The sequence below is a fragment of the Bacteroides cellulosilyticus genome, assembly GCF_020091405.1.
In the GTDB taxonomy this organism is placed as follows: domain Bacteria; phylum Bacteroidota; class Bacteroidia; order Bacteroidales; family Bacteroidaceae; genus Bacteroides.
The window spans coordinates 3,091,848-3,117,429 of sequence record NZ_CP081903.1; the positions used below are offsets into that span (position 1 = coordinate 3,091,848).

At 46.1% G+C, this 25,582-nt stretch carries 12 protein-coding genes; 8 read left to right on the top strand and 4 right to left on the bottom strand.

Annotated features, from left to right (window positions below; translation table 11 throughout):
- Positions 1–114 precede the first annotated feature (114 nt).
- Positions 115–1,659, bottom strand: a complete 1,545-nt coding sequence (locus K6V21_RS11125; protein WP_224321796.1) for an MFS transporter — start codon at positions 1,657–1,659, stop codon at positions 115–117.
- Between the two features lie 301 nt (positions 1,660–1,960).
- Here K6V21_RS11125 and K6V21_RS11130 point away from each other — a divergent pair, with 301 nt between their 5' ends.
- Together K6V21_RS11130 and K6V21_RS11135 are read left to right on the top strand one after the other, a co-directional pair.
- Positions 1,961–3,181: a glycoside hydrolase family 105 protein gene (locus K6V21_RS11130; RefSeq protein ID WP_217715143.1), complete on the top strand. Its 1,221-nt coding sequence runs from the start codon at positions 1,961–1,963 to the stop codon at positions 3,179–3,181.
- A 4-nt stretch (positions 3,182–3,185) separates the two neighbouring features.
- Entirely contained in the window at positions 3,186–4,154 is a 969-nt protein-coding gene (locus tag K6V21_RS11135) for a pectinesterase family protein (RefSeq protein ID WP_224321797.1), read from the top strand.
- Positions 4,155–4,268: 114 nt separating this feature from the next.
- Here K6V21_RS11135 and K6V21_RS11140 read toward each other — a convergent pair whose 3' ends face one another.
- Entirely contained in the window at positions 4,269–4,616 is a 348-nt protein-coding gene (locus K6V21_RS11140; RefSeq protein WP_224321798.1) for a cupin domain-containing protein, read from the bottom strand.
- Positions 4,617–4,762: 146 nt separating this feature from the next.
- On the opposite strand from K6V21_RS11140, the gene K6V21_RS11145 reads away from it, so the two are divergent.
- From K6V21_RS11145 to K6V21_RS11165, 5 genes are all read left to right on the top strand, one after another.
- On the top strand, positions 4,763–6,529 hold the full coding sequence (locus K6V21_RS11145) for a pectinesterase family protein (RefSeq protein ID WP_224321799.1): 1,767 nt from the start codon (positions 4,763–4,765) through the stop codon (positions 6,527–6,529).
- A 45-nt stretch (positions 6,530–6,574) separates the two neighbouring features.
- Entirely contained in the window at positions 6,575–7,891 is a 1,317-nt protein-coding gene (locus tag K6V21_RS11150; RefSeq protein ID WP_224321800.1) for an acetylxylan esterase, read from the top strand.
- A gap of 265 nt (positions 7,892–8,156) precedes the next feature.
- On the top strand, positions 8,157–11,498 hold the full coding sequence (locus K6V21_RS11155) for a SusC/RagA family TonB-linked outer membrane protein (protein WP_224321801.1): 3,342 nt from the start codon (positions 8,157–8,159) through the stop codon (positions 11,496–11,498).
- 31 nt (positions 11,499–11,529) lie between these two features.
- Entirely contained in the window at positions 11,530–13,659 is a 2,130-nt protein-coding gene (locus K6V21_RS11160) for a RagB/SusD family nutrient uptake outer membrane protein (protein ID WP_224321802.1), read from the top strand.
- Between the two features lie 111 nt (positions 13,660–13,770).
- Positions 13,771–14,922, top strand: coding sequence for a dienelactone hydrolase family protein (locus K6V21_RS11165; RefSeq protein WP_224321803.1), 1,152 nt, complete (start codon positions 13,771–13,773; stop codon positions 14,920–14,922).
- A 410-nt stretch (positions 14,923–15,332) separates the two neighbouring features.
- Here the strand turns inward: K6V21_RS11165 and K6V21_RS11170 are convergent, their stop codons facing one another.
- Positions 15,333–19,754: a two-component regulator propeller domain-containing protein gene (locus K6V21_RS11170; RefSeq protein ID WP_224321804.1), complete on the bottom strand. Its 4,422-nt coding sequence runs from the start codon at positions 19,752–19,754 to the stop codon at positions 15,333–15,335.
- Positions 19,755–19,778: 24 nt separating this feature from the next.
- On the bottom strand, positions 19,779–20,933 hold the full coding sequence (locus tag K6V21_RS11175; protein ID WP_224321805.1) for a dienelactone hydrolase family protein: 1,155 nt from the start codon (positions 20,931–20,933) through the stop codon (positions 19,779–19,781).
- Positions 20,934–21,018: 85 nt separating this feature from the next.
- Here K6V21_RS11175 and K6V21_RS11180 point away from each other — a divergent pair, with 85 nt between their 5' ends.
- Entirely contained in the window at positions 21,019–25,443 is a 4,425-nt protein-coding gene (locus K6V21_RS11180) for a two-component regulator propeller domain-containing protein (RefSeq protein WP_224322027.1), read from the top strand.
- Positions 25,444–25,582: the final 139 nt, after the last annotated feature.

The following is a 25,582-nucleotide window of genomic DNA, read 5'->3' on the forward strand; positions in this document are numbered from 1 at the left end:
TCGCTTCGTGAGAAGGGGCTTTTTTTGTGCCTATACGTTTCTGTCTTTTATATATACCCAAAAAAAGGTGCCCATTTGGAGCACCTTTTTATTATCTTATATACTATTCCAGTATTATTCCAATACGATAGGTTTGTATTTCGGAACCAAAGCCTTCATTACAACCCAACCAATCAAATATGCTACTGCACAGATGCAGAAGATGATGAAGTATCCGGCCGGTTTGCCGGAGAAACCCATGAATTCCATGGCGGGACGCACATACTGCGCACCTTGTTTCAGCAGGTCTTTTGTCATTTCCACTTCCGTTCCGTCTGCCATTGTAGTTCCGGCGGCATAGGTAAACAACATACCGGATCCTTTATTAATAAGGAATGAACCAATACCACCAGCCATACCACCAATACCTGTTACAGTTGCAATAGCTGTTTTAGGGAACATATCACTTACGGTTGAGAAGATGTTAGCTGACCAAGACTGGTGAGCTGCACCGGCGATACCGATAATGATAACCGGGAACCAATAAGAGTAAGAACCCAATGGCTGTGCGAACAGCGCCAACAGAGGGAAGAATGCGAAAATCAACATGGCTCGCATACGTGCTGCATAAGGGTTCATGCCTGTCTTGTTCATAATAATGGTAGGTAGTTTACCACCATAAATAGACAACATAGTAATTGCATAAAGAACAAAAATCAGCAGCATGGCCGTAGAACTATCTGATGAGAAGCCGTAAACGTCGCTGATATATGCAGGAGTCCAGAAAAGGAAGAACCACCAGACACCGTCGGTCATGAACTTGCCGAATGCGAAAGCCCAGGTTTGTTTGTAACAGAAAGACTGCAGGAAGCTCATTTTCTTTTCTTCTTTTCCTGCTTCTACAGGGGCAACACCTTCTTCGTGCTTATCTTGTTCAATGTATTCCAGCTCAGCCTTATTCACATGTTTGCTCTTGGCGGGTTCTGTATACATGAACACCCACATACCCATCCAGATGAACCCGAGGGCACCGATCACGATGAAAGCCATTTCCCAACCGTTTCCTATACCGATCTCTTTAAAATATTTGGCTAATAGTGGAATCGTGACAGGTGCTGCAAGTGCACCTACCGTAGCACCGGCATTAAAAATACTGGTTGCGTATGCACGGTCCTTCTTTGGAAAATATTCAGCGGTAACTTTGATGGCTGCCGGGAAGTTACCCGCTTCACCAAGTGCCAAAACAAAACGGGCAGCAATAAAGAAGTAAACGCTGACTGTTGCAATGGTGAGTGCCATTGCAGAACCGGTTTCTACAGCAATCAGTGCATCCGAACTTTCCAATCCTACCCACAATTCGGTAGCATAACCGCAAACAGCGTGAAGACAAGCACCAAATGACCATACGCCGATAGCCCACAAATAACCTTTTTTAGTTCCCATCCAGTCGATGAAGCGACCGGCAAATAGCATACTGAAAGCGTAAATAAGAGAGAAGATAGAGGTAATGGTACCGTAATCGTTGTCGGTCCAATGGAACTCGGGAGCGATAAAGTCTTTCCACGTCAATGACAGCACCTGGCGGTCAAGGTAGTTTACTGTTGTCGCAAAAAATAACATGGCACAGATGGTCCACCTGTAGTTGGTCATCTTTCCCATTGCATTTTGATTTAAACTCATGATACGTTGATTTAAAATTATTAATTCTTATTTCTGGGGCCAAAAATACACATTATTTGATGTAAATCAATACATTTTTCGTCTAATTTCCTGCAATTTTTGTTTCAAGTGCAAATAAATGGCAAAAAAACTCGTTATCGTGCACGAAAACGCTCGTTCTCGTACACGAAAAACTAAGTTTATAGAAGGCGAAAATAAATAATGCACCTTTTCAGTCGAAAAATACACAACGTTTTAGGTGAGAACCGCTATCTTTGTCACATTACTTAATATAATCTATATACCTAAAAACAAGAACAGAATGATGAACAATCTGCTTTGTAAAACTTTTGTGATGGGAGCACTGATTTGCTCCACTCAGTTGTCTGCTCAGAAAGTAAGTGATAAGCAACCGTGGTCGGTACGTATGGTAGAGTCGGAGATGATCCGTTGCCCGGAATCATGGCAGTTGGATTTCCAACCGAAACTGAAATGGGATTATTGTCATGGGCTGGAATTACAAGCCATGCTGGATGTGTATGATACGTATGGAGATCAGAAGATGTTTGACTATGCGCTGGCTTATGCGGACACCATGATACACAAGGACGGAAGTATCGAAACCTATAAACTGCATGAATATAATATCGACCGCTTGAATTCAGGTAAATTCCTGTTCCGCATCTACGAACAGACGAAAGATGAAAAGTATAAGAAGGCTATTGATTTATTGCGTAGTCAGCTTGACACCCATCCGCGTAATGAGGACGGCGGTTTCTGGCATAAGAAAGTATATCCGAACCAGATGTGGTTGGATGGTCTTTATATGGGAGCACCTTTCTATGCTGAATATGCTTTCCGCAATAATCGTGTGCAGGATTATAAAGATATTGTGAACCAGTTCATAACAGTGGCACGCCACACGTATGATCCGAAGAACGGGCTTTATCGTCATGCCTGTGATGTAAGTCGCAAGGAACGTTGGGCAGATCCCGTTACCGGACAGTCGCAACATAGCTGGGGACGTGCTATGGGATGGTATGCAATGGCATTTGTAGATGCACTGGACTTTATTCCGAAACATGAGGCAGGACGTGATTCCATGCTCGTTATCCTTAATAATATTGCCGCACAGGTGAAGCGCATACAAGATCCGAAGACCGGATTATGGTATCAGGTATTGGATAAGAGTGGTGAGAAAGGAAACTATGTAGAGTCTTCCTGTTCTACTATGTTTGTTTATGCCCTGTTCAAAGCTGTTCGTAAAGGATATATTGATAAATCGTATCTGAAAGTGGCTCTCAAGGGATACCAAGGTATTCTTGATAACTTCATAGAAGTAGATAAAGACGGTGTGGTGACTATTACCAGAGCCTGTGCGGTTGCCGGTCTGGGTGGCAAAAACTACCGTATGGGAGATTACACCTATTATATTAATGAAACAATCCGCAGCAACGATCCCAAGGCGGTAGGTCCGTTTATCATGGCAAGTCTGGAGTGGGAGCGTCTGCAACAAGTAAAGGAAATCGTTAATCAGAAATAAGACAATGAAACGGCTAACTTATTATTTATGCGGCATACTTCTTCTCCTGGTGGGGATCATGCCGTTATCGGCACAGTCCCAATATAAAGATACGATTGTGGTTGCCCGTGATGGTTCGGGAGACTATCGCACGTTGACGGAAGCTATGGAAGGCATTCGTGCTTTTATGGATTACAAGGTTACAGTGCTGATAAAGAATGGAACGTATAAGGAGAAAGCGATAATTCCTTCTTGGGTGCAGAATGTAGATTTCATCGGTGAAAGTGTGGAGAATACGATTATCACGTATGATGACCATGCCAACATTAATAAGATGGGTACTTTCCGTACCTATACTGTAAAAGTGCAGGGAAACAATATTACCTTCAAAAACCTGACCATAGAAAACAATGCTGCCAGACTGGGGCAAGCGGTTGCCCTTCATACGGAGGGGGATAAGCTGGTATTTATCAACTGCCGTTTGCTGGGAAATCAGGATACCATCTATACAGGTGCCGCACGTACACGCCTTTATTTCGTAGATTGCTACATTGAAGGAACCACCGATTTTATTTTCGGTCCTTCTACCGCTTTGTTTGAGAACTGCGAAATCCGTAGCAAAACAAATTCATACGTGACGGCAGCTTCTACGCCCGAAGACATTGCGGTGGGTTATGTCTTTAAGAATTGCAAACTGACGGCCAATCCGGGTGTGGACAAGGTTTATCTGGGACGTCCCTGGCGTCCGTATGCTGCCACCGTATTTATCAATTGTGAAATGGGTAAGCATATCCGTCCCGAAGGATGGCATAATTGGGGAAAAGAGGAAAATGAGAAGACAGCTCGCTATGCTGAGTACAATAGTACGGGAGAAGGTGCTGCGGCAGCCGGTCGGGTAAAATGGGCGAAACAGCTGACCAAGAAAGAAGCAGCCCAATACGATGATCTGAATTACATCTATCGGATGTGTAGTGACTGGAAGCCTGAAAATTAATAACTTAGCTTCCTGCCTACAAAGAGCCAACTTCCTGCTTACAAGGAGTTAACTCCTTGTCGACAGGAAGTTAACTTTTTGTTAACAAGAAGTTAACTTCTTGCAGACAAGGTATTAGCGCTTCAGGAAATCTGCTCTCATGGGGCTGAAACAATCTATCAGAATACCAGCTTCCAGGCATACGCACCCGTGTTCCGCATCCGGTTCAATGTAGATGCCGTCTCCGGTTTCTACAATTTGTTTTTCACCGTTCACGGTAAACTCAAATTTACCGCTTGCCACATAGGTGGTTTGTGTATGGTAGTGGGTGTGTGGTGTACCGATGGCACCTTGCTCGAATTTTACTTTAACCAGCATCACTTGCCCGTCGTAGCCCATTATTTGGCGTACTACTCCTTCGCCTGCCGGTTCCCATGCGATTTCTTTTTCAAGAATGAAAGTGTTACTTCTTGTCTTTTTCATTTTGTTGCCAGATTAGTTGTTTTGCCGGCAAATATACGATTAATATTAATTTTTCTACCGATTGCGACTTTTTTTACACTTCGGATCCTTTGTTTTTGGGTAATATTGCACCGGAAAATAATAATACTATTTATATTTGATGAATTATGAAACACAAGTTGACATTATTGCTGGGGTTGTTCTTCCTGCTCTCGGCTTTCAAGGCTGACAAGCCTTTGATTACGATTTTCATGATTGGAGACTCCACTATGGCGAATAAGCCATTGACGGGTGGAAACCCCGAACGTGGCTGGGGACAGATGTTGCCCGGCTATCTTTCCGAGGAAATCCGTGTAGACAATCATGCTGTGAATGGACGTAGTTCCAAGAGTTTTATTGACGAGGGACGGTGGGAAAAGGTGATCTCACAGGTGAAGAAAGGGGACTATGTATTTATTCAGTTCGGACATAACGATGAGAAGTCCGATCCGAAGCGGTATACGGCTCCGGGAAGTACCTTTGATGAGAACCTGAAACGTTTTGTAAACGAAACCCGTGCCAAAGGTGGTATTCCCGTTTTGTTTAACTCCATTGTACGCCGTAACTTTGGTACGGCAAACGGAAATGCAGTGGCTCAGGCTATCAGTCAGGATGATATACAGAAAGGAGTGAATCCGGATGCAAAGCGGGAGGCTTCGGATCAGCCAGCTGCTACTGAAGGCGACAAACTGATTGATACACACGGTGCTTATCTGGATTCTCCGCGGAATGTAGCGAAAGAATTGGGTGTGGCTTTTGTGGATATGAATAAGATTACGCATGACCTTGTAGAGGGCATGGGGCCGGTAGACTCCCGGAAATTATTTATGTGGGTACCTGCCAATCAGGTCGCCGCGTTGCCGAAGGGACGTGAAGATAACACTCATCTGAATGTTTATGGTGGGCGTGTTGTGGCTGGTTTGGCCATGGATGCCATTGCCAAGGAAGTGCCGGAACTGGCTAAGTATGTTCGGCATTATGATTTTGTAGTGGCACAGGATGGCAGCGGAGATTTCCTTACCGTGCAGGAGGCTATTGATGCTGTTCCTGATTTCCGCAAGAATATCCGTACTACGATACTGGTACGTAAAGGTGTGTATAAGGAGAAGATTGTGATACCGGAAAGTAAGATCAATATTTCTCTGATAGGTCAGGACGGGGCAGTGCTTTCGTATGATGATTATGCGCAGAAGAAAAACTGCTTTGGCGAAGAAAAAGGAACCTCCGGTTCATCTTCCTGCTATATTTATGCTCCTGATTTTTATGCTGAGAATATCACGTTTGAGAACTCTTCCGGTCCGGTAGGACAGGCGGTAGCCTGCTTCGTAAGTGCCGATCGTGCTTATTTCAAGAATTGCCGTTTCCTTGGCTCTCAGGATACGCTTTATACGTATGGGAAAAATTGCCGTCAGTACTATGAAGATTGCTACGTAGAAGGTACGGTAGACTTCATATTCGGCTGGTCTACGGCTGTCTTCAACCGTTGCCATATCCATAGTAAAAGAGGTGGTTATGTCACTGCACCTTCTACGGATCAGGGACAGAAATATGGCTACGTATTTTATGAATGTCGCCTGACTGCGGATGATGGTGTACGGGATGTCGCTCTTTCACGCCCCTGGCGTCCGTATGCGCAGGCTGTGTTTATCCGTTGCAATCTGGGTAAACATATCTCTCCTGCCGGATGGAATAACTGGGGAAATAAAGAAGCTGAAAAGACAGTTTTCTATGCAGAATATGAAAGCACGGGTGAGGGTGCCAACCCCAAAGCGCGTGTTCCTTATTCCCATCAGTTGAAGAACCTCAAAGGGTATGAGATAGAAACCGTACTTGCCGGAGATGACGGGTGGAATCCGGTGAAAAATGGGGATGAACTGCTAAGTATAAAGCGCTGATTGATATTTGGATTTGATAAAGAAACTTATAACTATTAGAACACAATGATGATAAAGAATTTATTTGTATTACTGTTCGCCCTGATACTGCCGCTATCGTTTGCATCTGCGGAGAATTATCCGTACCGGAGCGATGTCCTTTGGGTGACCGTACCCAATCATGCCGACTGGATTTATAAGACCGGAGAAAAAGCTACGGTTGAAGTTCAGTTCTATAAATATGGTATTCCGCAGGATGGAGTAACCGTATCATACGAGATAGGCGGAGATATGATGCCTGCCGAAACTTCCGGCTCTGTCACCTTGAAGCAAGGTAAGGCTGTAATTCTCATCGGAACCATGAAGGAACCGGGATTTCGCGATTGCCGGATGACGGCAACTGTGGATGGAAAGAGCTATAAGCACCACGTAAAAGTCGGTTTCTCACCGGAGAAGATTAAACCTTATACGCAGATGCCGAAGGACTTTAAAGAATTCTGGGATAAGAATAAAGCGGAAGCCGCCAAATATCCGTTGACTTACACGAAGGAACTGGCAAAGGAATATTGTACCGACAAGGTGGATTGCTATCTTATTAAGCTGATGTTGAACAGTCGCGGACAGAGCATTTACGGCTACTTGTTCTATCCGAAGAATGCCACAAAAGGCTCTTGTCCGGTAGTGCTTTGTCCTCCGGGTGCGGGTATCAAGACCATCAAGGAACCTTTGCGCCATAAATATTATGCAGAAGAGGGATGTATTCGTTTTGAGATCGAGATACACGGGCTGAACCCAACGATGACCGCGGAAGAATTCAAGGAAATCAGTAACGCTTTCAACGGCAGAGAGAACGGCTATCTGAATAATGGACTTGAGAACCGTGACAACTATTATATGAAACGCGTGTATCTGGGGTGTGTGCGCAGCATCGACCTTCTGACTTCCTTGCCCGAATGGGATGGCAAGAATGTAATTGTCCAGGGTGGCAGCCAGGGCGGAGCTTTAGCTCTGATTACGACCGGTCTGGATCCTCGTGTAACAGCTTGTGTAGCCAATCACCCCGCTTTGAGTGATATGGCAGGGTATAAAGCAGGGCGTGCCGGAGGTTATCCCCACTTTTTCCGTACCGAAGGGATGGATACGCCGGAGAAGTTGAGAACGATGGCATATTATGATGTGGTGAACTTCGCCCGTCTGATAAAGGTTCCTACCTATATTACCTGGGGATACAATGACGATGTTTGTCCGCCGACCACCAGTTATGCCGTTTATAACACGCTGGATTGTCCGAAGGAAGCATTGATCACCCCGATTAATGAGCACTGGACTTCCAATGATACGGAATACGGGCAATTGCAGTGGATATTGAAGCATCTGAAATAAGCAACATCCACCTTATTTCTTATCCCCCCGGATCTCTCTTCAATGAAAAGAGTAAATCCGGGGGGATTTTTTGTGACTTTACCGTGAGAAAATCCCCCTATCCCTTTGTCTGCTGTGTTTTGAGTGGTATAGAGCGATTTTTCCACCGATTCAAGCATATTTTTCACCTGAGAGAGATAGATTATCCGCTACTTTGCAAGTGCAAGGCAGACATAAATGCTTTGCAGTGAACTCAGAATTTGTTTAATCAATAAATCATTTACTTATGAATTACAGGAAAAAGGTCGTGTTAATGCTCGGGGTTTTATCCTACCTCAATTTGGGAACTTTTTCTCAAGCTGCTCCCTCGACAGTGGATCATACTTCAGTAGCCGGTGTGCAGCAAGCTTCCAATGACAAGAAGACAATTAAGATTTCCGGTTCGGTCAGAGACGCTGCCGGTGAATCTATTATTGGTGCTACCATCCTGGAGAAAGGAACTTCAAACGGTGTCGTTTCCGATATGGATGGTAACTTTTCTATGACTGTGGCTGCTAATGGGATATTACACATCTCTTATATAGGTTATGTAGACCAGGATATAGCGGTTGCGGGTAAGAGTCTTTTCAATATTCAGTTGCTTGAAGATACGGAAATGCTGGATGAAGTGGTTGTTATCGGTTACGGTACGGTGAAACGTCGTGACCTGACGGGAGCCATAGCTTCGGTAAAAGGAGATGAGGTTGCCGCCAACCCTGTATCCAACGTTGCGCAGGCCTTGCAGGGACGTCTGCCGGGAGTGAACGTGGTGTCGCAGGACGGTCGTCCGGGAGCTACGATCTCGGTTCGTGTCCGCGGAGGAGGGTCCATTACCCAGTCCAATGATCCGCTTTACGTAGTCGATGGATTTCCGGTAAGCAATATTGGTGATATACCGGCTTCGGAAATAGAATCTATCGATGTGTTGAAAGATGCGTCATCTACGGCAATTTACGGTGCACGCGGTGCAAACGGTGTAATCCTTGTTACTACTAAGAGTGCCAAAGAAGGTCAGATCAAGGTGAGCTACGATGGCTATGTACAGGTCAAGAATGTATCGAAGACACTTGAAACGCTTTCGGCTCAGGAATATATTCTTCATAACTGGAGCTATGCCGCATCCAGAGGAACGGCTAACCAGGATGCTGTTGAGAAATACTTCGGTCTGGGAAGTAAGTATGGTAACCACTATGCCGACTATGCCAATGTGAAAGCTCATGATTATACGGATGACGTACTGCGCACTGCATTGTCGCATAACCACAGTGTGAATGTTTCGGGTGGTACGGATAAAACGAAAGTGATATTTACACTGGGCTACATTAATGATGAAGGAATCAAGATCAATTCGGATTACAACCGTCTGAACGCTTCTTTCAAGATTCGTCAGAAGCTCGCCAAGACGCTGGACCTGGATGTTGATTTCCGTTATACGGAGTCAAATCTGAATGGACGTGAGAATGTAACGAACGGTAAAGGCTCTAATGTGTCGGGAGCTTATCGCTATCGTCCCATTGACAATCCGTTGGGTGGTGTCTCTTATTCGGAAGTTGCGTCAGGCTTCAGTTTCGGTGTGGCTAATATCGATGACAGGCACAATCCGGTAGAACTGATCGATGATATCACGAATAAATCCTATTCCCGTTCATTGAGAGGATCGGCTGCTTTGTCGTGGGAGATCATCAAAGGGCTTGTGGCCCGCAGTGAACTGTCACTTACCCGTAGTTCTTCGAAAAGTACTTATTATGAGAACGGATATACAAACGGAGATAAGCGTGCCACCCTTAACCGGGGCATGGGAGATGGATTGCGTTCGGTGAGCACCTTAAATTATAACTTCAATATCGGCAAGAACAATGTATTCTCGGCATTGCTGGGTAATGAAGTCCTGAAGTCGGATTCCGAATCGTCACAAATCACGGGCCGTGGTTATCCCTCTACATTTGATTATGACACCACGATGGGGTTGATCCATACGGCAACCACCTCTTTCTCTGCCACCAATTCTTATAGTGTGCCCGCCCGTACAGTGTCCTTTTTCGGACGTTTGAGCTATACTTTCATGGACCGTTATCTGTTCACCGGTACGTTCCGTGCCGACGGCTCTTCTAAATTTGCGCCGGATAATCGTTGGGGATACTTTCCCGCAGGTGCTTTCGCATGGCGTCTTTCGGAAGAACCTTTCATGAACGGTACGAAAGATTGGCTTTCCAACCTGAAGCTTCGTTTGTCCTATGGCACTTCGGGCAGCGACAATATTAGTTCCAATCTGTGGCGTGAAACCTGGTCGAGCCTTGGTTCGGGCAGCAATCATACCCCTATCAACGGTGAACTCGGTTCATTCTATCGTCCGGACGGTTTGCTGGCCAACTCTAAACTGAAATGGGAAACTACCATTTCACGCAACTTCGGCATTGACTTCGGATTCCTGAACAACCGTGTGAACGGTAGTCTGGAAGTATACTGGAATACTACGAAAGATTTGTTGATGGCCGTACCTGTGGATAACACTACCGGATACTCTTACCAGTTCCAGAACTTCGGTAAAACATCCAATCGTGGTATTGAGCTTTCGGTGAATGTAGATGTGATAAACAAAGGTGATTTCCGTTTCAACGTAGGCGCCATCTATAACTACAACCGCAATAAACTGGACGAACTGCCTAATGCCGACCAGTATCTCTACTCTTCATACTGGGGTTCTTCCTCTCTGGTTCCTACCAACGACTATATGTTTGTGGAAGGGAAAGCGATCGGTCTGGTACGTGGCTTTATCAGCGAAGGATATTATACCGTGGACGATTTCAATTACACCAACGGCCAGTACGTTCTGAAAGAAGGTGTGCCCGATATTACGAAAGCCTTGACCGCTACATACATGCACCCTTACGATCTGCCTGCCGGACAGACTGCATTCCCCGGAGCTGCCAAATTCCGTGATGTGGATGAAAGCGGTACGGTAGACCTGGATGATGCTACTTGCCTGGGCGAAGTGATGCCTCGCCATACGGGAAGCTTCCAACTGAATTTCAACTATAAGAACTTCGATCTTTCTACTAACTTCAACTGGACGGCAGGCGGTAAGGTATATAACGTGGCTGCTATGATCAATGCATCCGGTCAGGAATTTGACGGAATCGGTGCGCAACGTGCATCCTGGGTGGCCGATGCTTTCAAGGTTTATAATGTGAATGCTGCGGGTGACTTGTATGCCGTTACCAATCCCGATGAGTTGAGAGCTTTGAATGCGAATGCCAAATATCATTTACCCTACCATCAGAGCGGTATTACTTCATCAGAATGGTTGGAGAATGGTTCATACCTCCGTTTGCAGACGCTGACGCTCGGATATACCTTGCCCAAGAACTGGTTGGCTAAAGTGCATGTGGATAAGATACGCCTGTACCTCACCGCAACCAATCTCTTCACCATTACCGGTTATTCGGGCATAGATCCTGAAGTGAATGCCAATCCTACAGGACAAAGCGGATTCTACAGTGACCTGAGAATTTTCCCGACGCTCAACATGGACTTCGGAACTTATCCACGTGCACGCACATTCACTTTCGGTGCTAACATAACTTTCTAAATAGTAATTGTAAAATAACAGAGAAACAGATATGAAAAAGATATTGAATATAACTCTCGCAGCAGCTTTCGCATGTGCAATGACCGGCTGCCAGGACTTCCTCGACACTTCCTCCCCGAGTGTAGTAGACCGCGATTTTGTCTTCTCAAATGAAGAGTCTGCACGTGGTGCATTGTATTATGGTTATGAAACCCTCCGTGCAAACCGGAGTGTGCATAATGTCGGATTCTTCTGGCATCCGGTTTGGGGGTCGGACATTGAAGACTCTCAGGACATCTACGATGAAGGTAGTGCCGGAATCTGTGAAAAATGGTATTATCCGGGTGGTACGGGCAACTATAACATTAACTCCGGTGAAGGAACGGAAGTGTTTACCAAGCTTTACGAAACGATATCCGTGGCCAATTCCCTGATATCCAGTTTTGAGGCGCTTGATAACTTCCAGTCGATCATGACCGGAGAACCTAATAACCTTTCGGATATCTACGGTCAGGCTGTGGCTCTGCGTGCTACGTGTTACTGGGAGTTGTGCCGCTGGTATGGCGATGTGCCCCATGCACTGAATGCCGGTGAACAGGCAAAAGGACTGACTTCACGTTATGCCATTTATGACTATCATATCCGGAAACTCAGGGAGGTAGAGCCTCATATGTATCGTCCGGGTGAAGGTAGTACGCGGGCGGATGTCATGAATCGTACATATGTTCAGGGACTAATAGGACGTCTTTGTATGTATAACGGTGGTTATGCAACCCGCCGTACCGACCTGGGTGCAGACTTCTATGTGGATGGTGACGGAAAGGTGCTTACTTTCGATGATTGGAGTGTGGAAAAGAACGGTGCCATTTATGGTCGCCGCAGCGATTGGAAAGATTTGTATGCCATAGCCAAAGAATATCTTCAGGCGATCTATATGAATCCCGGTTCGGTGGTATTGCGTACAACGGATCCCCGTTCTACGGGTAAGAACGGACAGGAGTATAATAATCCTTACCAGTATATGTTCCAGCAAATGCATGCTGCCGATAATATAACATTGGCTGATGAATCTATCTACGAACTCCCTCACGAATACAATGGCGGATCTTCCCGTCCGGCTTATATCGGTCGCCCCTCGTCGGGTGGTGACGGACAGGCACCTTGCGTGGCATGCGGACAGGATCGTATTCAGGCACATTTCTACTACGGTTGGTTCGACAATAACGACCTGCGTCGTGACGCTTCTGTTGCCGTTACGGGCAGTACAGGCGGTGGTCAGGAGCTGATGCAGTCATTCGACCGCAGTGCATGGGGTAAAGGATGCGGCCCGGGCACTAATAAGTGGGACTGGAACCGGATGACTGCGCCTGATACGAAAACATACGGTAATTCCGGCATTAACTTCTCCTATATGCGTATCTCCGATGCTTACCTGATGTTGGCTGAAGTATGTGCGGCATTGGGCGATGAAGGCAGCGCCAAGACGTACCTTGCCATCGTTCATAACCGGGCATTCCCCGGCAACAACGACCCGAACTTTGAGAAATATATCTCAGATTGTGGCTCTGTGTACAATGCAGTGCTTAAAGAACGTGCCCTGGAATTCAGTGGCGAAGGTGTGCGCCGTTTTGACATCATCCGTACCGGTATTCTTCCGGAGGTTGCCGTTGAAAACAGAAAGGTAATGTCGGCTATCATTGAGGGCATACGTCAGGATGGTTACTACACGTTTAAGAATGGCAATCAGATACCTGCCTATATCTGGACGAAGATGGTCGATGCTAAATCCAAGTATGGATATAGACTGACATCACAAACTCCGGCTGACAAGCAAGATGATCCGGTATTGTTTCCGGGATGGCGCGGACAGCATGATGATTGGGGAAGTCTGGTTCCAGCTTATGCAGGCGTGACGATGACCAACGTTGCAATCAAAAGTTTGTTTAAGTATATCGAACCGGGTTCTGCCGAAGCGTTGGCTTTGGAAGCTGATGGATATGTACAGACTCCCTGGGCTATCGATATGTTGAAATATGAGGATTCTTATGCGAAGAAACTCTTCGCCGGTTATACGGATGCCGATTATGCGGCAAAGAATCCGCCCATCCATTTATTGCCGAATATCTATCAGGTATTGCTGAATTCGGGAATTACGAATGGTTATGGTTTTAAGCAGCAGTAGTAGTAGCTACGGGCTACAAGCTACGAGCTACAAGTGGCTGCGCAGTGTTCCGAAAGGTACTCGTAGCTCGTAGCTAGTAGCTTGTAACTCTTTCAATTAATTGAAAGTAATATGGTAAGAAGATGTATTCTTTGCATGATGTTAGGGTTGGCTACTTCGGTAGCCGCCCTATCTCAGCATTTGTCCGGTTACGAACTGGAAAGAGAGATGCCTGTTTTCCTGGATCAACTGAAAGCAGAGTTGACTTACCCCATAGCTTGGGGAAATAGTCCGGTTAAAAATTTTAAGAAGTGGCGCAAACAGGCACGCAATGCCGTGCTGGATGCCATGCTTGCCCCTCCGCCTCGCACTACCGACTACCAGACTGAGATCGTAGCCGAAGAGCAGCGGAATGGGTATAAAGCCCGGAAGTTACATTTCAATCTGACCGGCTATTCCCGTGTGAACGCCTATATGCTGGTGCCCGATGGTGAAGGTCCCTTCCCGGCAGTAGTACTTTTGCATGACCATGGAGGTCATTATACGATTGGTAAGGAGAAAATGATTCGTCCCTTCGGAGTATCTCCCGAAGTCCTGGCTGATGCCGATGCCTGGGCTAAACAATGCTACGGTGGGCAATATGTAGGCGATTATCTGGCTGCACATGGATATGTAGTTATTTCTATTGATGCTATATTCTGGGGAGAACGCGGACGGAAAGAAGGCGTCGATGGTGACAAACACATGGCTGTGGCAGGTAACTTCATGATGCTGGGACGCAGTTGGAGTGCTTTCATGAACTACGAAGACATGTACACCACCGACTTTCTGGCTACATTGCCCGAAGTCGACTCCAAACGTATCGGTTGCATGGGCTTTTCGATGGGAGCTTACCGTGCCTGGATGCTTTCGGCACTCTCTGATAAGGTGAAAGCCGGAGCTGCCGTCTGCTGGATGGTGACTACGGACTGCCAGCTCTCATGGGAGTATGGAAAAGAAAGGGGAGGTTTTGCCAATATGCTGCCGGGTATCCGCCGTTATCTGGATTATCCGCATATCGCATCCATTGCCTGTCCCAAACCGATGTTTTTCCTGAACGGGGAACATGACAAGCTCTTTCCTCCGGTAGGAGTGAATGCCGCCTTTGCAGAAATGCGAAAAGTATGGGAAAGCCGTTCCGCAGGCGACAAATTGGTTACGGAACTGTGGGATATGCCTCATGATTGCGGAATAAAGGTACAAGATGCCATTCTCTCCTTTTTGGAAAAGAACCTAGCCCACTGATGACCTTATTCATATACCTTTGGTGGTAAAAAACATTTAAGTATATCTACGCTTAAACATTACCTCTTTACAGATAAAAATTCCCCGGTTAAATAGGTGTTAACTCCCCAGCTGGGGAGTAACGCACTCCCCAACTGGGGAGCATCGCACTCTCTAACTGGGGAACATCGCACTCCCCAGCTGGGGAGTTAACACCCCCCTAAAATGGGAGGTGCTACCCCCTCTACAATGCACTGTAGCGGGGGTCGGCTAAATTTATCCTATTCGGTTATCAAAATCAGAAGATAGAGATAAAGAAGGGAAATAGAGAAAAAGAGGCAGGCAGAATTATTAACAATCAGCCTGCCGGTAATGAAATCTTCAGAAGATGGAATAACCTCGACTTAATGGAGGAAAGCCGGAAGAAAACCTTAATTGTTTTGCTTTCGGCTTTCCTTGTATTCAGTCGGTGTCATTCCATATTGCTGCTTGAAGCACTTGCTGAAGTAATGCGAGTCATTCAGTCCCACCATGTAGGCAATCTGTGCCATGTTATACTCCTCTGTCTCTATGAGTTGAGCTGCCCGCTTCATGCGTATTTCTCTCAGGAACTCAACGGGAGATAAACCGGTCAGTGTCTTCAGTTTCTTGAAGAATACGGAGCGGCTCATGTTTACTTCGCCGGCAATGTCTTCCACCGTAAGGTCACCGTTATCCAGATGCTTCTCTATGGTTTCCATCACTTTATCCATAAATTTCTGGTCGTTGGGCGAAAGGGCCGGAGTGGTGGTTTCCTTTTTCCCTGCCAGGGGTTGTTCGGTGGATGCGGGCAACAGACTGGCGCAATACAATGCCTGTAACTTCTTGCGCTGTTCAAGCAGATTGAAAATACGTGCTTTCAGGTAGGCAGCGCTGAAGGGCTTTGTGATGTAATCGTCCGCTCCCAGCTTCATGCCTTCTATCTTGCTTTCGATGGTCGACTTGGCCGTCAGCATAACGATGGGAATATGGCTTGTGGTCATCTCTTCCCGCAGTTCGCGCACCATTTCTATACCATGCTTTTCGGGCATCATAACGTCGCTGATGATGATATCCGGCATATACAACTTACTCTTTTCCAGTCCGGTATTACCATTTTCCGCTTCTATAACATTGAAGTACTGGGCAAAGATGGTCCTTATGAAGAAGCGTAATTCCTGGTTATCTTCCACTATCAGGATGGTTTCTTTTTCACTGTTCAGGTTCTCCTCTTCGTTTCCGGTGAGAGAAGAGAACTGATTGCCAGTGCATACTGGTGAGGTATCACTTACCACATAGTCGGACAGGATGAATTCAACGGTTTCGTCGAAGTGTTCCTTTCCTTTCTGCAATCTGATGCTGAAGCAACTCCCTTCTCCAAGTTTGCTCCGGATGCTGATGCTGCCGTGGTGCATATCGATCAATTCTTTCACTAATGAAAGGCCGATACCGGTGCTGGCTTGGTTGAAGAGGTTCTTATCCACTAAATTCTCGAAGCGGACGAAGAGGGACTTTTGCTTATTCTCCGCAATTCCTATTCCCTGGTCTTCCACAGCAAGAATCACATCCTTTTCTTCTTCCTGCACCATCACTTTGATCTGTTTCCCTTGGGGAGTATATTTGAAAGCGTTCGATAAAAGGTTGAACAATATCTTTTCCAACTTGTCGGAGTCCGCCCATATCTTGAGGCTGGCGACTTCCGTATCCATACTGAAATCAATCTGGTGTTCATCGGCAAGGCTGTTGAAGCTTTCCATAATGTGGCGGATGAAAGGGATCAGGTCAATCTGTTGCACCCTCATCTTCATCTTCTTGTTCTGTATCTTGCGGAAGTCCAGAATCTGATTGACGAGCCTTAGCATCCGGTTCGTGTTTCGCTCTACCAGCACCAACTGTTCCCGTTCCTCATCATTCAGCTTGCCATGTTGCAGGACTTGCTCTACGGGACCGGCAATCAGCGTCAGCGGTGTACGCAGTTCGTGCGATATGTTTGTGAAGAAACGTAGCTTTATATCTGAAATCTCCTGTTCGACGGATACCTTATGCTTCAGCCTGAAGATGGTGAAGAGGATATAGGTGGCCGTAAAGATAACTAATAAGATGAATAGCACGTACAGGGAATATGCCCACGGTGTCTCCCAGAAGGAGGGAAGTATGTTGATATCCAGTGTACGCGTGTTCTCCACCCAGATGCCGTCGCTGTTTGTAGAGCGGACTTTCAGGGTGTAATGTCCTTTCGGCAGGTTGGTGTAAGTGGCGGTTCGCTGGTTGCCGATATTGTTCCAGTTGTTTTCGAAGCCTTCCAGTTTGTAGGAATAGGAGATGTTGCCGGGATACTTCATGTCCAGGGCGGCAAACTGGATGCTGAATCCATTCTTATCGTGAGGCAGGGTCAGGAGGTTCGTATCATCGATGTGGGTGGTCAGTATGCCGCCTTCTTCGGGAGTCACCGTCTTCTCGGCCTGTTGCAGGCGGGTGAAGATGATGGGAGGAACGTATGTACTTGTATGGATGGAATCCGGAAAGAAGTATAGGACACCTTTCACGGTATTGAACAGCAGATAATCGGACTCTGTTCGCAGAGCCGCCCCTTCATTGAAACTGATTCGTAGGGGGAAAGCTCTGGAGGGGTAGTTTATTATTTTATCCGTGGAAGGAATAAACTTGCACAGTTCTTTTTCTGTAGCACACCACAAATTGCCGTGCGGGTCTTCTTCGATGGATAGCAATACGTCCGAAGGAAGCCCGTCTCTCATGGTGTAGGCCTGAAAGCGGGCTTCAGCGCCCTCCAGTGAGAGTAGCTTATTGAGTCCGCCTCCGAAGGTGGCCACGTACATTTCGCCTTTCCGGGTGAAATATATGTTGTGCACGTCGTTGTTGCTGAGGCTGTTGGCGTTCCCCGAAATACGGCAATAACGTTGGAATTCTATCTCTTCCGGTTCTTTGAAATTGCCCTTGCACATCAGTAATCCTGTGGCGCTGCCTATCCATATATTCCCTTTAGTGTCGGAGGTGATGAAACGCGTACGGTAACATTGGCTGATAGGATAGTTCTTTAGCCGGTTCCGGTAGTTGATGAAACGGTCCGCTTCTTTGTCTGTTCCCCGTTCCAGGTAGTTGATTCCTCCTTCGAATGTGGCAATCCATATCCGTTGCTGCCGGTCTTCATGCAGACTGTATATCTCGTTACCGCTCAGACTGTATACATCGTTTGCGTCGGCACTGTACTGAACGAGATGATAAGTCAGGGGCTTCCCCTGAGGCTTGGCGGCGAATAGTCCGTTGCCTTTGGTACCTATCCAGATGGTGCCTTCGTGATCTTGTATGATGGAATAGCCTATTCCTAACCGGTCCGTGCTGTAAGGGGAAATAGTCCCTGCGGACGTAAGGTTGCCCACATAGCGCCATTGGCTGTCGTAGACACGTATTATTTTGTCTTTATTGCCCGTCCATATATATCCGTTGCGGTCCTGGTAAACGGCGCGGACGTTGCTTCCCGGGAATTCCGTGTCATCCGGGGCAGCGGTAAGCAAATGGAAATGATTGGTATTGAAAGAGATCTTCTCCAGGCCGTTTCCGTATGAACCAAGCCATAAATTACCCTGTTTATCGGTAAAGACATTGGTCACCTTATTGTCAGCGCTCCAGCCCGATTGCAGGGCCGGATTGTAAAACGGACGTATCCGGTTGTTCTTACGGTCGTACCAGGCAAGTCCTCCTCCCGAAGGATGTACCCATAAAGAGCCGTTGACATCCTCGTATATATACATTTCCGGTCGGGAATCGACGATGTCTTTGCCGTACTTGTCTTGCAGAATGAAGTGATCGAACTGCTCGTTTTCAGGATTGAAGTGCGTCACTCCTTTAGTGTTGAGGCGTATCCATGCTTCACCGTTGGTATCGATATAGGCTGCTTTGATCTGATTGTCCTTTAATGAAGGATAATTCCGGGTATTATAGTGACGATGGTTTCCGGAACTTTGTTCATATACAAAGAACCCGTCGCTGGCTGTGCCGATGAATAGCTTGTCCTTTTTGAGTTGTCGGATGGTTTTGATAGACGAGCCGGTGGGGAACTCTTGCCTTACAAACTGGCCGGTGTCCGGATTATATTCGTATACGCATCCTTGTTTGGAAGTGAAGTAGATGGTATGATTGTTTTCCAGTGCATCGTAAAAAGGCTGTTTGTCCTTTTCCGGAGGAGCGACGAAGTAAGAAGAAAGTTTCTCTTCATTCCCGTCACGAGTCAGGCGGTATAATCCGTTCTCGGTAAGAATCCATTGGTTCTCCCGGCTATCCTGAAAGATAGACTTGATAGGCTCTGAGTATGAAATCTGATGGGATTTGAAGAAGTCTGTGGCTTTCATTTCATGTGTTTCCGGATGAGTGGAAATATGAATCAATTCATTTTGTACGGTAATTATCCATACGTCTCCACATGGAAGCACATGCATGTCCAAAGACAGGTAGTTGTCGTAAGGGATAGCCTGGAACCGTTCAAGCCGCGGATTGAAACGATAGACCTGGTGATTGTAGCTTTGTACCCAGATATATCCGTATCTGTCTTCTTTAATATTGTCCAGACGGTTATTGCTCAATCCGATGCTGTCGCCCGGATGGGCTTTATAGTTGTTAAATGTATATCCATCAAATTTGTAGAGACCGTCCCAGGTAGCGAACCACATCACTCCTTTGTCATCTTGCAGGATGCTCATGATGGTATTCTGCGAGAGTCCGTCTTCTGAAGTATATTGTGTAAAGGTATGTGGTAATTGTCCGAAGCAGAAGCCGGTGGCAATTACGCAGAGGATTAGAAATATTCTGATTCTTCTCATGGTTAGTGTATTACTGGATACGCTTTATTTCAGCCATTTATTGAAAAACTCCAAAGTCTCTTTCTGCATTTCCTTATTGAAGAAGTGTTTCTCTTCCCATATCTTGGTAACCAGGCGGTCGGCAGCCTTCTGGCTCTGCCAGACAGCCTGCATGGTGTCATAGGCATCTTTAACACCTTCTACCGGAAACAACTTGTCCCGGCTTCCATTGAAAAACAGGGTGGGTTTCGGGCAGGCGATGCTTGCCGTATGCGGATAATCCAGATAGCGGCGCAGGTTCGGTATCAGCATGGAATAGGCTGATCCGCCTTTGTTTTGGTTGTTGGTGAGTGTCATCAGGTGTTCGGTGGTGTTCATCCAGCAAATGGAGGCGGAGACTTTTATACAGTCGGTGATGGCGGAGAGCATCCAGGAACGGTAGGCTCCCATGGAGAAACCTACGCATCCTACTTTATTTTTATCCACAAATGGCAGTGAGGCCACGAACTCCGCACTTCGCACATCATCCATATTGATGAACGCTCCCCATGAACTCCCCATTTGCAGGAAGTTGGAAGCTAATGCTTGTTGTCCGTCATAGTTCACCCCTTCCTTTCTGCCACGTTCACCCCAGAACAAGGCATCGATGGAAAGTACCACATAGCCGTGTTCGGCAAAATAGTCTCCTGTATATTGGCCGTCATAGCAGCCTATAGCCCATTTGTCGGCGTCCGCTATGATTTCAGCGTTTACACCGAACGGGCGTACCATTTTTTCCTTACCGATGGAGAAGTGCGCGCCATGATCGTGCAGCATGACGACTGCCGGAAAGGGACCGTCACCGTCCGGTACTAACAGGTAGGCGGGAATACGACACCATTCCGATACGTTAAATAGTATTTTTTGAGCCTTGTATCCGTTGCGCTGTTCGGTAGCAATTACCGTCATGGCATAATCGGTAGGGGCGGGAGGCAAAATCTGCATACAGTCCAATAGGGTTTCCCGTGCCTGGGCACGCCATTTATCAAACTTGCGGATAGGGGAGTTTCCCCACGCTGCCGGGTAAGTGAGCTGTTGTTTCAATTGCTCATAGAAGATCGGCATGTTCTTGACAACACCATATGCGGTGGTATCGGTTTGAGCAATCATACTGAGATGTCCGGAGAGAACAATCAAGAAAATGGTTGTAATGCGTTTCATGGTCAGTGGTTGTTAAAATCTAAACAAAGATACATGATTTTTCTATGAAATACGTATCTTTACCGCATAGAATAAGCCTGTTATGATGAAAAAAATCTTATATCTGATCCTTGGGTTGATAGGTGTGTTGTCAGTAAAAGCGCAGCCGGATTGTTTTTTCACCCATTATTCGTCTGAAGACGGACTTTCTCAAAATACAGTAATGAGCATCCTGCAAGACCGCAAGGGGAATATTTGGCTTGCTACCTGGGATGGCATTAATAAGTTCAATGGTTATTCATTTAAAACGTATAAGGCGCGGCTTGATAATCGTATCGTGCTGAGCCATAATCGTGTAGACCATATGCTGGAAGACAAGTATGGCTTCCTTTGGCTACAAACCTATGACAATCACGCCTATCGCTTCGATCCCCGTACGGAAACGTTTGAGCGTGCGCCGGGTGATGATGAAGAGGGGGGCACAGCCAATATAACGAATATCAAAGTCCTTCCGGGTGGTTCGGTATGGTTGCTGACGGAGACTGAAGGGGTGATCCGGGTGGCAACTGATCCGCAGGATTATAGCCTGACTTCCCAATATTATTCTACTCAATCGGGACAGTTTTCCGCCTCACGTGTGCTTCAGGTATATGAGGACCGGGCAGGTAATGAATGGATATTGTCTGATAACGGATTAGGGATGTTGGCACCCGGAGAGGAATTACCGGTCTTTTATTTCGCGGAAACTGCAGATCGGGAGAGGAAAGGCGGACAGGCCTTTTATTCCTGTTTGGAGCATGGTCCCGAAATCTATTTCGGATCGGATAACGGGCGCGTATGGCGCTATCAGAAGGAGAGCGGGCAGTTTTTGTTGCTGAGCCTGCCGGTTTCATCCCATATTGTGGCAATCAATCATATAGATGGAAATGAGATCATACTGACCACTTCGAAAGACGGATTCTTTACTTATAAATGTGATACAAAGAAGACAGAACACTTCCCTGCCTCCCGTTTTCCTGATGCACCGATTCATGGTACTTATGTGGATAAAGCATCGGAAGTATGGTTCGAGCAACATATTCCGGGTACAGTGGTACACTTTAATCCGCGTACACAGGTCTTAAAGCGTGAAGTAATAGCCGTGGAACCTACCAGTACGGACCGTTCTCGTCCGGCTTTCCATGCACATGAAGATATCAACGGCGTACTTTGGGTACATCCGTATGGCGGCGGTTTCTCATATTTTGACCGTGAAAGTAATAGTCTGCGTCCGTTCTATAATGAGTTGTCAGGGCATGAATGGCGCTTTTCCAATAAAATACATACTGCTTTTTCCGACAATCAGGGGAATCTGTGGATGTGCACTCACTCTAAGGGATTGGAGAAGGTTACTTTCCGTCCGTCTCAGTTTGGCATCGTAACGCCGGTACCACACGATTATGAGTCATTGAGCAACGAAGTACGAGCTCTTTGCGAAGATGCAGACCAAAATTTATGGGTAGGCTTGAAAGATGGTAAACTACGGATATATGATAAGAACCGTGTAAATAAGGGCTATCTGACCGAAAACGGTACTGTGTCGCACAGTGGTACTCCGTTGCGTGGTAATGTTTATTTCATCTTGCAGGACAGTAAACAGAATTTCTGGATTGCAACCAAAGGGGATGGCCTGGTGAAAGCAGAAAAACAGAGAGATAGCTATCACTATAAGCTGACCCGTTATCAGCATCAGGAAGGTGATATTTATAGTTTGAGTGACGATAACGTTTATTGTGTATACGAAGATAAGCATGGACGCATCTGGATTGCTACATTTGCAGGCGGCATCAATTATATGGCGCACAATCAGGGTGGTAAGGAGATTTTCGTGAACCATCGTAATAACCTGAAAGGATATCCTATTGATTATTGTTACAAAGCCCGTTTTATAACAGGTGATGATCAGGGGCATATCTGGATAGGAACTACCGTGGGCGCTTTGATGATGGATGCAGACTTCAAGAATCCCGAAGATGTGAAGTTCCGTCATTTTCTGCGTGTTCCGGACGATGAGCATAGCCTAAGCAATAATGATGTGCATTGGATTGTATCTACCCGGGATAAGGAACTCTTTATTGCAACATTTGGCGGGGGACTGAATAAGTTGGTATCGCTGGATGAGAACGGTAATGCCAGTTTCAAGTCTTATACGGTACAGGACGGTCTGCCTTCGGATGTGTTGCTTTCCATACAGGAGGATAAAGCCGGTAATTTATGGCTCAGTTCGGAAAACGGTATCAGTAAGTTTATTCCTTCCGAGGAGAAATTTGAGAATTATGCCGATAAGGAGATATTTTTCCGGGTACGTTTCAGTGAAGCGGCTTCGGAATATACTGCTTCCGGTAATATACTTTTCGGGGCAAGTACAGGTATTTTCTATTTCAATCCCGATTCCATCGGGAAGAGTAATTATGTGCCGCCAATGGTTTTCTCCAAGTTGCTGGTGGCGAATGTAGACGTGGTGCCGGGACGAGGTTCCGTACTGAAACAAGGATTGGATGATACCAGAAAGCTGGTTCTCTCGCATCGGGAGAATATTTTCACCATACAGTTTGCTGCACTCGACTATTCCGCACCTTCCGAAATACAGTATGCTTATATCCTGGAAGGTTTTGAAAAGGCTTGGAACTATGTAGGCAAACAGCGTGTGGCTACTTATACCAACTTGCCAAAAGGACATTATATCTTTAAAGTCCGTTCTACCAACAGTGACGGTATATGGACTGAAAACACGCGTACATTGGACATTGAGATACTACCTTCCTTCTGGGAAACTCCGTTTGCTTATTTCCTGTATGTGCTTTTCTTCATCATGATTATTGTAGCGGCGGTGTATATCTTGTTCACTATTTATCGCTTGAAGCATGAGGTGTCCGTCGAGCAACAAATGACGGATATGAAACTGCGTTTCTTTACTGATATCTCTCATGAACTGCGCACTCCGCTGACTTTGATTTCAGGCCCTGTGGAATATATACTGGGGAATACCAAACTTCCGGATGATGCCCGTGAACAGTTACAGGTGGTAGAACGGAATACGAACCGTATGTTGAGGCTTATCAACCAGATACTGGACTTTCGGAAGATACAGAACCGGAAAATGAAGATGCAGGTTCAACGTATGGATGTAGTGGCTTTTACTCGCAAGATCATGGCGAACTTCGAGTCCGTTGCCGAAGAACATCAGATAGACTTCCTGTTTGAAACGGAGAAGGAAGAACTGTATCTTTGGGTAGATGCGGATAAATTTGAGAAGATCGTATTCAATCTGCTTTCCAATGCTTTTAAGTACACTCCGAATGGAAAGATGATCACGGTGCTTGTGCGTGAAGATGAGAAATCTGTTTCCGTAAGTGTGGAAGATCAGGGAATAGGTATTGCGGATAATAAGAAAAAGTCGTTGTTTGTCCGTTTTGAGAATCTGGTAGACCGCAATCTGTTCAATCAGTCCAGCACCGGCATTGGTTTGTCATTGGTGAAGGAATTGGTAGAAATGCATAAGGCGACCATTACCGTTGATAGTAAGTTAGGAGAGGGGAGTTGCTTTAAGGTGGATTTCCTGAAAGGTAAAGAACATTATGATGAATCGGTGGAATTCTTGCAGGATGATGCCACAGTGAGTATGGAAGTCGCAGAACAGGTGACCGATATTGTTATACCGGATTCCGACCCTCAGGGAACTATGTTGCTTGTGGAAGATAATTCGGAACTCCGTCTGTTCCTGCGCAGCATCTTTGCTTCCGAGTACAGAATCGTAGAAGCGGTGGATGGTATGCAAGGTTGGGGTAAAGCTTTGAAATTCCTCCCGGATATCATTATTAGTGATGTAATGATGCCCGGAAAGGATGGCATCACCATGACGCGTGAACTACGTGCCGATATGACCACCAGTCATATTCCCATTGTATTGTTGACGGCCAAGACTTCCATTGAAAGCAAATTGGAGGGGTTGGAGTATGGAGCGGACGATTACATCACGAAGCCGTTCAGTGCCACTTATCTGAAAGCACGCGTAAAGAACCTGCTCACACAGCGCCGGAAGTTACAGGGTATCTATCGGGATAACCTAATGACGGGAAATGTAACAGCTGACTCAACGGAAGAAACAGTAGAAGAGCAAGGACCGGAAATGTCTCCGAATGATCGTAAGTTTATGGACAAACTGGTGGAACTAATGGAGAAGAATATGGATAATGGAGAATTGGTAGTAGACGACTTGGTGCAGGAACTGGCAGTCAGCCGTTCAGTCTTTTTTAAGAAACTGAAGACACTGACGGGGTTGGCACCTATTGAGTTTATTAAGGAAATGCGTATCAAGCGTGCCGTGCAATTCATTGAAACCGGAGAATATTCCATGACTCAGATCTCTTATATGGTGGGTATTAATGATCCCCGTTATTTCAGCAAATGCTTCAAACAGAAGATGGGAATGACTCCGACTGAGTATCGGGATAAGGGAATGAATAAGATCAATTCGTCAAAAAACACATGAATTCATCAAAATGGACATCTTTGTAAACTTATATGGGTCTGATAAACAGTCGATTGCTAAATTATGCAGAAAATACTGATTTATGGAGTTACATTTTGTATTTTCTATATACTTTTGCCCGTGTCGTAAAGCTAAGAAG